Genomic DNA, 11,302 nt, shown 5'->3' on the forward strand with positions numbered 1-11,302 from the left:
ATAGATAGACTCTAAGCTTATTCTACCTTATTCCACATTCCACGAAGATTTTGAGTAAAACAATCGATTTTATTTTCCTGCTCGGTAAATTTATTTATTTTAACTGTTAATTCTTTTAAATTTTCCAGTAAATCGGTTATTATAATTATCCTTTTAAAAACTCTTATATATTCTTTTGCTTGTAAAATTTTTCCTATATCCGTAGGCGAAATAATAACAAGCACACTAGCATTATTAGGATTTTGTAACTCATCGGTAATATAAATCGGCTGTTTTTCAGGCTGCGGATCCGTTTTACTTCCGTGAGGTATAAATTGCTTACGTGAATAAGTCCAAATATTTTTATTGAGCATTTCTTGTTGATCTGCATCTGCAGTTAATATCACGCTTTTAAGATCAGAGTGATAGCATTTTTCTATCAGAAGCAATATCGATTTTAGAAGCAATTCATCGCTTGTTTGATAAATACTAAATTGCTGCATGGAATTTTATAATTAATTGTTTATTCAGTTCTATTAATGTATATCAGTATTGTCTGCTCCTTGGACTAACACTTCATCATTTGCTTTATTGACTATAAATCTCCCAAGGTTTTCATTTAAATAATTTAGCGTTTCCCTAGTTATATTATTATTATGTAAATATTTTTAATATCCTCAATCACTTTTTCAGAAGCGAAATTTTGTATTTCACATAGTATGTTCTTTATTTTAACTTTATCTTCGTAACTAACAGCATTAGTAGGTTCGTTTTTTAACTTAATAAGCATTTTTTCCAGTAACTCATTAGTTCCCATATTTTCTTGTTTTAAACTTGAAACTTGCAGTCCATCTTTCTTTTTTACTTTTTTATCCAAAGGTTTTCTAATAGGCTTTAAAAAATTTTCACGTCGACTATCAGTGAAACTGTTCGAAAAACTTGTAAATTTTTCTTCTTCCGTACTACTTTTTAAATCTGTTATTTTACTTTGGTCCAAAGGTTGCCTAACAAAAGGTTCTGAATATTTTTTGATTCGAGTTTTAGTAAAACCTTCTAAAAATTTTGCATATTCTTCTTTTTCCTTATCCTCTTCCTTATTTGCCGGTTGGTTTACTTTTACAGATAAGGTTGATGTAAAGATAGTTGCGGTAGCTATCGCTTCTTGGGAAACAGTGGTTTGAGAAGAAACTTTTGTTACTTCACTTTCTTCGGTGTTGTTGCTGAGAGGTGGACGCATAGCTGTACTCTTATTAAATTAAAAAATTATCTAAAATATTAAGAAGCTTATTTAATATACAAGTAACTTCAAGGTAATTATATAGACTATGAAATTAAATGGTTACAAAATTAGAGAAATGGTACGGATGAAGGGACTTGAACCCCCACGCCTCGCGGCACAAGAACCTAAATCTTGCATGTCTACCAGTTTCATCACATCCGCGTATACTTAGATAGAACTTCAAAAATTGGCTACATCATCTTATAAGTTCACAGGTAGCTACGTATTAGGTATACGCTCCGCTCATCGACTTATAGACTCCTTGCTCTTTTTGAAGTTGATCTTCGTCTACCTATTTATATTTATTTGAAGTACACAAAGATTTCGTTAAAAAATTATAATACACATCATATAGTTTTTGTAAATCGCTAATTTTTGTGTATTCATTTATTTTATGTGCCGTTTCGGATAATAAACCAAATTCTACTAACGGACAATAATTTTTGACGAATCTCGCATCCGACGTACCGCCGCTTGTAGAGAATTCAGGCTTTATTTTAATTATATGCTCTACTATTTTAGCAAATTCTTTTATTTTATCGTTGGGATTTTGAATAAAACTATCAGCAGAACTACTATATTCTAACTTATAATCTACTTTATATTCTTTGCAATATCGTTTAATAATTTCTTCTACCTGTTTTGCTAAAGTTTCTGCACTATGTAAATTATTAAAACGTATATTGAAAGATGCTTCCGTACTTGCCGGAATTACGTTTGAAGTATTATTACCGACATCGATGTTCGTCACTTCAAGATTTGAACTTTGAAAAAATTCCGTCCCTTCATCAAGTCTTATATTTGTTAACTCATTCAATATTTTTATTAAGCAAGGCAACGGATTATTTGCTTTATGAGGATAAGCTACATGCCCGCTTAAGCCTTCTATATTTAATTTAAAGTTAGCACTTCCTCTTCTGCCGATCTTAATTGTGTCGCCTATTTCTTTTTCACAAGTGGGTTCACCGACAATAGCAAAATCCATCTTATGCCCTTGGTCATAAATATATTGCAGCATTTCTTTAGTACCACGCTTTGCTTTTCCCTCTTCATCACTAGTAAGTAAGTAACTAATAGAACCTTTAAAACTGGTATTATTTTTTATAAAATCTAAGCTAGCTGCTAGAAAGCACGCTATAGCCCCTTTCATATCCACCGCACCTCTGCCATATATCTTACCGTCTTGCTGGCTAGCCTTAAATGGACTCGCATTATGCCAAAGCTCATGATTACCTGCCGGCACTACATCTACATGCCCAACAAAGCAAATATTAGACTCATTGCTACCGAAAACAGCATAAAGGTTAGTGACTTGCTCACTTTTAGAATCGCCAAATATTTTTATTTCGGTCTTAAAGCCGTGCTGTTTAAGCAAATCATCAATATACTCAATAGCCCCGTCACTCTCAGGAGTTACAGACTTAAAACCAATCAAATCTTTTAAGTAGTTAATGTACATAATATATTATATTTATATCTTCTTACACTTATTATACAAGCTTATAAAAGTATAAAAACAACTTTTTATCTCACTAAAAAATAAATTATTGCTATGAATTTATATAGATTTTTGACTTTCTTAATGAATTTAAATAACTTATTATTATGAGCTTGTTATAACTAATATTAAAATCATGGGCATAAATAATCAATTAAGAGAATTAATTAAATCTGGTACTTTTGCCGGTATATTATTAATTATTGCTTTTACTTTAGCAATAATTGTCAGCAATAATATTTTCCTAGCAAAATATTATACTTCTTTTATTTACAGTAAATTTTCTTTAACAATAGGGAATGTAAGTTTACAAACAACTTTTATAGAGTTGGTTAATGACGGTCTCATGACCTTCTTTTTTTTATTAATAGGTTTAGAGATGAAATTTTACCTAGTAGAAGGTGAATATAAAAATAAAAAAAACTAATATTACCTGCGGCGGCAGCCCTTGGAGGTGTGGTAGTTCCTGCCTTAATATACATGTTTTTTAATTATGATAAACCGGGATTAATAAAAGGATGGGCTATTCCTATAGCAACCGATACTGCTTTTGTTCTTGGTATTTTATCTTTTTTCAGTCGACATATATCTTTAGAATTACGAGCTTTTATTATAGGTTTCTCATTAATTGACAATGCTTTTGCGTTAATTATACTAGCCTTGTTTTATACTAAAACAATCAATACTCCGGCATTATTAATTTCCTCTGTAATTATATTCATCTTGTTTATATTGAATTATCAACAAGTTAAACAATTATTTTATTATATAATTGTAGGTTTATTATTATGGATTAGTATGGTGGAGTCAGGTATTCACGGTACTTTATGCGGAGCTATTATAGCACTTTTTATACCTGTTAATATAAAAGGAGAATTTAACACTTCTTTTAAAAAACTTAAAAATTTAACTCGTCCTTTTGTAAATTACTTTATTTTACCGCTTTTTGTATTTATGAATTCCGGTATCCTTTTAGAATATTTTGTATTTAAAGGCACCTGTTCCAACTCAATACTTGCTTTAATTTATGGGATAATATTTGGTTTATTTGTAGGTAAGCAATTAGGTATTATGCTATTTTCATATCCATTTGTAAAACTTAAACTCTGTAATTTACCAAGTGATACCTTATGGTTAAAATTTTATTCTATATCTATACTTGGAGGAATTGGATTTACCCTAAGTTTATTTATAGGTAGTATTACGTTTGAGAGTAGTTGCCCTTCAAACTCTATGAGAGCTGCAGTAATAATAGGCTCTTTAATTTCTGCATTATTTGGCGTAGCCGTTCTAAATATTGTACTAGTAAAGAGTAAAGAACCTAAGAAGCTCTACCTTGAGTAATAGACCCATTTTGTGACGGGCGTGAGGAGTGAAGTCTATAACTAATAGGCAAGCCAACGAACAACAAAGACATTGTTGCGTGGACCGATAAAACCCACGGGGTCCATAAAAACAATAAAAAATACTAATAATTTTAGTATTTTTAACTGGATCCCGTGGTCAAGCCACGGGATGACAGAGATAAAATTGATCCGCACAACAATGCTAACAACAAAGCACAAAGTGGGGATCAGTTTACTATACTCATTAAATAACGATGATAGGATTTTAATAACACATCATATTTTTGTTTGGAAAAAACAGGATATGGTACTATATAGATATTATTAGAAGAAGGAATCGCTTTTTCAAGCTTATTTAGCATAAAAGGCATATTATAATTATGCTCTACTAAAATTATTGAAGTAAGATTATAAGTTACAATAAAATCAACCGCTTTCTTAATATTATCTTCTTCAGACATTATTTTATTCGGAGCAAGTATTACCTGCTGTTCTATAACATTCCGTTCCTTTAACAAATTTTTTAATTGCTCTGTAGATTCTATACCGGTAATAAATAATATAGGTGCATAGCCTGCTTTAAGCAAAGCAATACCGGTTTCAATTTTATGTCCTCCTCCTGCAAATACTATTATTGCATTAGTGGTATTACTATTGAGCTTATAAGAATTTATTAAATATACATAATAACCAAGACCACCAACCCAAAGAGCAAAAATTGCTAAAATTGTGAGTAAAAATTTTCTGATCATTTAAATATTTTATTAAATTCAGTTTGAATAATTTTATCAAATTCAGACATTTCAATATGAATTCCTAACTGATTTAAAGATGTTACTAAAGAATTTTCAAGTCCACAAGGAATAATCCCACTAAACTTACTTAAATCTGTTGAAATATTTATAGCTACACCGTGATATGTAACCCATTTTCTTACTCTAACACCTATTGCAGCAATTTTAGCAAATTCATCTTTTCTTACTTTTACCCAAATTCCTACTTTATCTTTAATAATATATGCTTTAATTCCAAAATAATTTAAGCTATTTATAATCCATTCTTCAAGCATCTTTATATATAGCTTTAAATCTTTGTGTCGATTTGGTGAAGCTAAATTAAGAATTGGATAAATAACACGCTGACCCGGTCCATGAAAAGTAAATTTACCGCCACGTCCTGTGTAAATTACCGGAATATCACCGTAATTTAATAATTCTTCTTGTTTATAATTAGTACCGGCTGTATATACTTCCGAATGTTCAACTAAATAAACAATTTCCGGCTCATTATCACTAATTACTTTGTTAACGTAATCTTCCATTAATTTCAAAGTAACCCGATAATCCATAAGATTCGGTATAGTTATAAATTGTAGCATATTATAAATGTGTCATACCGCGAGCTTGTAGCGGTATCTATATATTAATTTTTTGTATACTGCTACAAGCTCGGGCTTGTTGTATAGCTCAACTTCACTCTTGTCATCCCGCGACTTGATCGCGGGATCCAGCTTAAAATACTAAATTATTAATATTTTTTATTGTTTTTATGGACCCCGTGGTCAAGCCACGGGGTGACATAGTGGGGTTTACCGAGCCATGCAACAACGCCTACAAGCTCGCAGTATGACATCAACTTTGTTGTATCATATAATTACTTAACTCAGATTTATATTTCAATATTAATGCATCTAAAATTGCTATGGTTTCAGCATCCAAATCGCCAGAAAAATTACTAGGACGAAAATGTACTTGAAACGAAATTATAACATCTTTCGTTTTAGAATCTAAAATTCCGGTAGCTTCGAGTTTATAACCGTATGTAATAAATTTTTGCTGAATTGCTGCAATATCGGTTATGTCGATTTGCGGCAATAGATTGTTAAACACTTGCTCATCATACCAAGCTCCAATATCGTTATCATATAATAGTTTCCAAGGAAATAGTGGACCAGGGTCCTGTTTTCTACCTGGAGCAATGTCAGAATGCCCAACCACTCTAGTAGGTTTAATATCATATCTAGCGATAATCTGTTTACACAAACTTATGATACTATTAATTTGTTGCTTTGAATAAGGCAGCCAGGTTATATTATTGTTTTTTGCATTTACTTCAAAAGCAGGATTTACGATTTCAATACCGATTGATGTATCATTAATACGCTCATGACCTTGCCAGTAACTTACTCCGGCATGCCATGCTCTATCATGCTCTTCTACTAATTGAAATATATGTTCAGGGTTTTCATTGTTTATTAAATAATGACTACTTAACTTTTCACCGGTTAGAAAATCTAAAGACTGGTTAAAATCACACTGTGTATAATGTAGCACTAGGAATTTAATACGTTTATCAAACCCCACAGCTCTATAAGATGTTTTATCGATTACTATCATAGTTTAAAGGATGTTAATCTTAGTTAAAAACGGCTTTGTTGCATGGCTCTTATGTCATTCCTGCGTGGTATTGTTGTGTGGACCTGTTTATCCGTCATTGCGAGCAGCCGTAGGCTGCGTGGCAATCTCATGAAATAATAACAAACTCCTGAGATTAACTCCTGAGATTGCTTCGTCAATTTACTATTGTAAATTTCCTCGCAATGACAACCTTCAGTATCTACGCAACAATACCTACTCGCAATGACGATTTGCTATCTATACAAAAATAGCTTCAAAGTATAACAAGAAAAATTTTGATGGTGCCGGATATCGGATTTGAACTGATGACCTACCGCTTACAAGGCGGTTGCTCTACCACTGAGCTAATCCGGCATATTAATATGATTATAGGGAAAAGTATATAATTTGGTAGGAAAAACTTTATCGTATGGATCTAAAAACGCACTCGGTGTCATACCGTGGCTTGACCACGGTATCTAGTTAAAAATACTAAAATTATTAGTATTTTTTATTGTTTTTATGGACCCCGTGGTCAAGCAACTAGGTGACATAGTGGGTTTTACCGGCATACGCAACAATGCCTGCTCGCAATGACGAAAATACACTACAAATTAAGCTTCTTTAGCTTCCTTTTTACTTGGTCTAGCTTTGCGGTTTTTTACTTTAACTTCCATTTCCTTTTTAACTTTCTCAGGAAGAGTAACACCTGCTTGCTCAATAAATTTTGCGACTCGCTCGGTTGGTTTAGCACCGGTGCCAAGCCAATATTCTATACGATCTTTTTTTAAAACCACACGCTCACTATTATCTGAAGCAAGCATTGGATTATAAGTTCCAACTTTTTCTAAAAAGTCACCGTCACGAGGTGCTGTTGCGTTAGCTACTACTACACGGTAAAAAGGACGCTTTTTAGCACCGCCTCTAGCTAAACGAATTTTTACTGCCATATATTACTTACAATTATTTTATTTTTTCTTCTTTAAAAAGAACATGTTTTCTAACTACTTTATCATACTTACGAAAAGAAAGCTTCTCGGTTTGGGTTTTCGGATTACGTTTTTTTACCCAAAAAACACCTGTGCCGGTAGTACTTACTAGCCTTACCAAAACATTTTTATTTTTCTTTGCCATTAGCTGACACCTTAAATCAAGATATTATTTATATTATTACTCAAGAAAAGCAGAATAAAACGAAATTGAAAAATAGTCAAGTAAAATACTTTACACAGAGAATAATATATACTCCAATAATAGTAACGAAGTTTTATTTGGAAAAGAGCAAAGCGTTTCATATTTTTTGATCCTCACGTAGTTTATCTACGCTGCGGTCAAAAAATATGAAACAACTACGCCAATTTTTCAAATAAAACGGGTTACCGTCCAAACAAGCGTTCGATATCCTTAAGCTTCAACTCAATATAAGTAGGTCTGCCGTGATTACATTGACCTGAAAACGGCGTATTTTCCATTTGACGTAGTAAGGCATTCATTTCATCTGCCGATAATTTTCGTCCTGCTCTAATAGAGTAATGACACGCATAAGTTTCCGTCACATGCTCTATTAACTCCATCAAAGCTATATTCTCACCGAAATCCGATAAATGATCAGCGAGATCCTGAATTAACTTTTGTACGTTTACATCTCCAAGGATATTTGGAATTTCAGTCACTATAATAGATTTATCACCGAATTTTTCTAGAGTTAAACCAAGTTTATATAGTTTTTCTCTATTTTCATATAAACAATCTGCTTTTTTTTCATTTGGCAGTTCTACTATCTCAGGAATAAGCAAACGCTGTTTTATTAACTCTTCCGTTTTAAGGTAATCTTTTATTTTTTCATATCCTAAACGTTCATGTGCTGCATGCTGGTCGGTAATTACTATACTATCTTCGGTTTGTGAAATAATATAAGTAGTATGAAGTTGTGCTTTAGCTGCCCCAAGTTTATATTGTTTATGGACTTGCTGCTCATGTTCTATACGTCTTTCTACTTCTTGTTCTATTTTAGCGTGCGGTAATGTATCGATTAGTTTTTGACAAGCAGTATTTGGCGTAGGTTTAAAACTAGGCGACATAGCAGGTCTATAATCTGCCGGTTTACTATTCACGCTTACAGCTTTACTTACTGACGGTTGTTTGTTAACTAAAGGATTTTTAAATAACTGAAGAGCATCAGAGGCGATAGTAGTAGAAGTAACATGGCTTTTATTCGTTAAAGCATTTTTAATTGCTTCTATTAATAAGTTTCGTACATAATTCGGGTCATGAAACCTAACCTCTGCTTTTGCCGGATGTACGTTAACGTCAACAAGTTGCAGATCAATTTGTAAGAATATAGCACATAGCGGATAACGATCACGAGCTAAATAATCCTGATATGCTACCCTTAAAGCTACTTGTAGCAACTTATCTTTTACCGGTCTATTATTGATAAATAAAAACTGATCTTCACTTGAAGCTCTATTATATGTCGGGATACTAGTATAGCCGCAAATAGAGAAATCAGGAGTTTTGAAATCTATATAAGCGGCATTTTTTATAAAATCATCACCTATTACATCAATTATACGCTGTTTTAGGTTAGTTTCTGCATCTTTATTTTGTCCTTTAAACTTTAGAAGATTTCTGTCATCATGTGTTAAGCTAAAAGAAATTTCAGGATGTGCTAGAGCGATTTTCTTAACCACGTCTACAGTTGCTGCAAGTTCAGTCTTGTCGGCTCTTAGAAATTTTAAGCGAGCAGGTGTTGCAAAAAATAAATCACGTATCTCTATTTTAGTACCTTCATTATGGACAGAAACAGTAACTTGTTTTTCATTGCCGCCGATTAACTTAATCTGAAATGCTTTGTCAGCCCCTTGTTTCCTAGAAGTAATTAGCATTTTGCTAATGGCAGCAATAGACGGCAGTGCTTCACCTCTAAAACCGAAAGTATGAATATTTAGGAAATCGCTTTCATCAAGCTTAGAAGTTGTGTGACGTTCAACGGCAATTTCTAATTCCTTATCAGTCATACCGATACCGTCATCGGAAATAATGATTAGATTTTTACCGGCACGTTCTAAAATAATATCTATTTTGGTACTACCAGCATCAACAGCATTTTCAACTAATTCCTTTACTACCGATGCGGGTCTTTCTATAACCTCACCGGCAGCAATTCGGTTGATAGTACTTTCTGAAAGAAATTTGATAGTCATTTTGTTACTAATTTAAATTTCTTACTACAATATGGGCAGATAACTTCCTTTTTTTCTTTATCTATCTCTAAATAAACTTTTGGATGGTCATATGGAGGTTCTTTGCCCTGGCAAGATACAGATACATCAACGCTATTAACAATTTCCATAGATTTATACATTATTTCTTTAAGTGAAATCTAATATAAGTTACTTTTAAATAAAAGACAAATAATAGTTGATTTGTTTCCAACCGTCACCCCGTGGCTTGACCACGGGGTCTAGTTTTTTTTAAATTGTTTTTTGGATCCCGCGATCAAGTCGTGGGATGACACAATAAAAGGAGATGAAAATGAAAGACAAAGTAGCAGTTATTACCGGTTCTACTAGCGGTATCGGGCTTGAGATAGCAAAACATTTTGCAAAACTTGAGTCTAAAATAGTTATTAACAGTTTTGCAAAAGAAGATGAAGTAGCCAGAATTTTAGCAGAATTGAAAGAGCTTGGTGCAAGTAGCGTATTTTATCAAGGAATAAATTTGGCAGAACCTGAAGAAATACGTTCTATGTTTGAGAGAATAATAAAAGAATTCGGTAAAATAAACATATTAGTAAATAATGCCGGTATTCAGCATGTTGCTCCTATCGATGAATTTCCTGAAGATAAATGGGAGCAAATTTTGCGTATAGATTTAATAGCCTCTTTCTATACTACAAAATATGCAATACCGATTATGAAAAAAAATGGCTTCGGGCGAATTGTTAACATCGCTTCCGCTCACACATATGTTGCATCACCTTTTAAGTCGGCATATGTAGCAGCAAAGCATGGTATCCTTGGACTTACCAAAACTGTTGCTTTAGAAGTGGCTGAGAATAATATTACAGTTAATGCTATCTGTCCCGGTTACGTCAACACACCGCTCGTGCAGAATCAAATAGCAGATACTGCTAAAGCTAAACATATCAGTGAAGAATCGGCACTCCGGGATGTAATCCTTAAATCTCAAGCTACGAAAAAATTTGTAGAAGCTGATGAAATAGCAAACTTAGTAATATTCTTATGTGATGAAAAAGCATCATCAATAACAGGTAGTGGACTCTTGATAGATGGGGGCTGGACGGCACAGTAGTTATTAATTCTTAATATTTGTTAGTTATTTCTCAATAACTAACAATAAAAACTTCTTGCAAAAATTTAATTTACTCCTTTACACTTGAAATAAATCAAAATTTATTCAAGGAGGAATTTATGCCAGAAAAAAAACATCTACATTTTCAAACTGAAGAAATTGAATTAAATAGAGTAAAAAATGCCAAATTAATTCATTTTAAAGATGAACTGGGTAGCCCCATAGATGGGCAGTTAGTTATAGGAAAAGTTGAAGAAGTAAAAGAAAAAGAATTTTCTAGACCCGTAGAAGTTGAGGTAAAGCGTAATTTGGGTAAGTTAAAAAAAGCTCTGGCCTATCTTGGAATTATTAAAAATACTAAAAAAGTTATTAAAGAAGAAAAATATACGGAAAAAGTAGTAAGCAAAGAAGAGAAAATTATAGGTACTTATGAATTAGGCAATTTTACTAATGATAAGAATTCCATAGAAGAAGTGTTGAGAGATAA

13 protein-coding genes, 2 tRNA genes and 2 pseudogenes are annotated in these 11,302 nt (G+C 32.6%); 3 read left to right on the forward strand and 14 right to left on the reverse strand.

Annotation, left to right across the window (positions count from 1 at the left end; translation table 11 throughout):
• Window positions 1-17 precede the first annotated feature (17 nt).
• The 4 genes from SB78_RS02705 to dapE form a co-directional block, all read right to left on the reverse strand.
• Entirely contained in the window at window positions 18-482 is a 465-nt protein-coding gene (locus tag SB78_RS02705; protein ID WP_041078441.1) for a DNA polymerase III subunit chi, read from the reverse strand.
• A 140-nt stretch (window positions 483-622) separates the two neighbouring features.
• Entirely contained in the window at window positions 623-1,216 is a 594-nt protein-coding gene (locus SB78_RS02710; protein ID WP_241773682.1) for a hypothetical protein, read from the reverse strand.
• A 119-nt stretch (window positions 1,217-1,335) separates the two neighbouring features.
• A tRNA-Leu gene (locus SB78_RS02715) sits at window positions 1,336-1,420 on the reverse strand.
• Between the two features lie 130 nt (window positions 1,421-1,550).
• Window positions 1,551-2,717 (reverse strand): succinyl-diaminopimelate desuccinylase, encoded by a 1,167-nt coding sequence (gene dapE / locus SB78_RS02720; RefSeq protein WP_041078443.1) that lies wholly within the window; start codon window positions 2,715-2,717, stop codon window positions 1,551-1,553.
• 175 nt (window positions 2,718-2,892) lie between these two features.
• On the opposite strand from dapE, the pseudogene nhaA reads away from it, so the two are divergent.
• Window positions 2,893-4,100: pseudogene (gene nhaA / locus SB78_RS02730) on the forward strand (Na+/H+ antiporter NhaA).
• Between the two features lie 41 nt (window positions 4,101-4,141).
• Here nhaA and SB78_RS10015 read toward each other — a convergent pair.
• The 10 genes from SB78_RS10015 to SB78_RS07795 all read right to left on the reverse strand — a co-directional run bounded on the left by SB78_RS10015 (window position 4,142) and on the right by SB78_RS07795 (window position 9,865).
• Window positions 4,142-4,297, reverse strand: coding sequence for a hypothetical protein (locus tag SB78_RS10015; protein WP_199402716.1), 156 nt, complete (start codon window positions 4,295-4,297; stop codon window positions 4,142-4,144).
• Between the two features lie 32 nt (window positions 4,298-4,329).
• The gene (locus SB78_RS02735) at window positions 4,330-4,854 is read right to left on the reverse strand and encodes a YdcF family protein (protein ID WP_041078445.1); all 525 of its coding nucleotides are present in this window, start codon (window positions 4,852-4,854) and stop codon (window positions 4,330-4,332) included.
• Window positions 4,851-5,480, reverse strand: coding sequence for a lipoyl(octanoyl) transferase LipB (lipB, locus tag SB78_RS02740; protein ID WP_041078448.1), 630 nt, complete (start codon window positions 5,478-5,480; stop codon window positions 4,851-4,853). Before lipB ends, SB78_RS02735 begins: the two co-directional genes overlap by 4 nt.
• A 253-nt stretch (window positions 5,481-5,733) precedes the next feature.
• The gene (locus tag SB78_RS02745) at window positions 5,734-6,498 is read right to left on the reverse strand and encodes an N-acetylmuramoyl-L-alanine amidase (RefSeq protein WP_041078450.1); all 765 of its coding nucleotides are present in this window, start codon (window positions 6,496-6,498) and stop codon (window positions 5,734-5,736) included.
• Window positions 6,499-6,798: 300 nt separating this feature from the next.
• Window positions 6,799-6,873, reverse strand: a tRNA-Thr gene (locus tag SB78_RS02750).
• Between the two features lie 104 nt (window positions 6,874-6,977).
• Window positions 6,978-7,106, reverse strand: coding sequence for a proline/betaine transporter (locus SB78_RS07790; RefSeq protein WP_241773683.1), 129 nt, complete (start codon window positions 7,104-7,106; stop codon window positions 6,978-6,980).
• Window positions 7,107-7,112: 6 nt separating this feature from the next.
• Window positions 7,113-7,448, reverse strand: coding sequence for a 30S ribosomal protein S16 (gene rpsP, locus SB78_RS02755; RefSeq protein WP_041078452.1), 336 nt, complete (start codon window positions 7,446-7,448; stop codon window positions 7,113-7,115).
• Window positions 7,449-7,461: 13 nt separating this feature from the next.
• Window positions 7,462-7,632: a 50S ribosomal protein L33 gene (gene rpmG, locus SB78_RS02760; RefSeq protein WP_041078454.1), complete on the reverse strand. Its 171-nt coding sequence runs from the start codon at window positions 7,630-7,632 to the stop codon at window positions 7,462-7,464.
• Window positions 7,633-7,874: 242 nt separating this feature from the next.
• Window positions 7,875-9,704: a DNA mismatch repair endonuclease MutL gene (gene mutL, locus SB78_RS02765; protein WP_041078456.1), complete on the reverse strand. Its 1,830-nt coding sequence runs from the start codon at window positions 9,702-9,704 to the stop codon at window positions 7,875-7,877.
• Window positions 9,701-9,865: a zinc-finger domain-containing protein gene (locus SB78_RS07795; RefSeq protein WP_081420916.1), complete on the reverse strand. Its 165-nt coding sequence runs from the start codon at window positions 9,863-9,865 to the stop codon at window positions 9,701-9,703. Before SB78_RS07795 ends, mutL begins: the two co-directional genes overlap by 4 nt.
• A 170-nt stretch (window positions 9,866-10,035) precedes the next feature.
• Between SB78_RS07795 and SB78_RS02770 the strand changes: the two genes are divergently transcribed.
• Together SB78_RS02770 and SB78_RS02775 are read left to right on the forward strand one after the other, a co-directional pair.
• Window positions 10,036-10,815, forward strand: a complete 780-nt coding sequence (locus SB78_RS02770) for a 3-hydroxybutyrate dehydrogenase (protein ID WP_081420917.1) — start codon at window positions 10,036-10,038, stop codon at window positions 10,813-10,815.
• A 119-nt stretch (window positions 10,816-10,934) separates the two neighbouring features.
• Window positions 10,935-11,302 (forward strand): annotated as a pseudogene (locus tag SB78_RS02775) (hypothetical protein); the annotation flags it as partial.

It is taken from the genome of Rickettsia asembonensis (genome assembly GCF_000828125.2).
Lineage (GTDB): Bacteria > Pseudomonadota > Alphaproteobacteria > Rickettsiales > Rickettsiaceae > Rickettsia > Rickettsia asembonensis.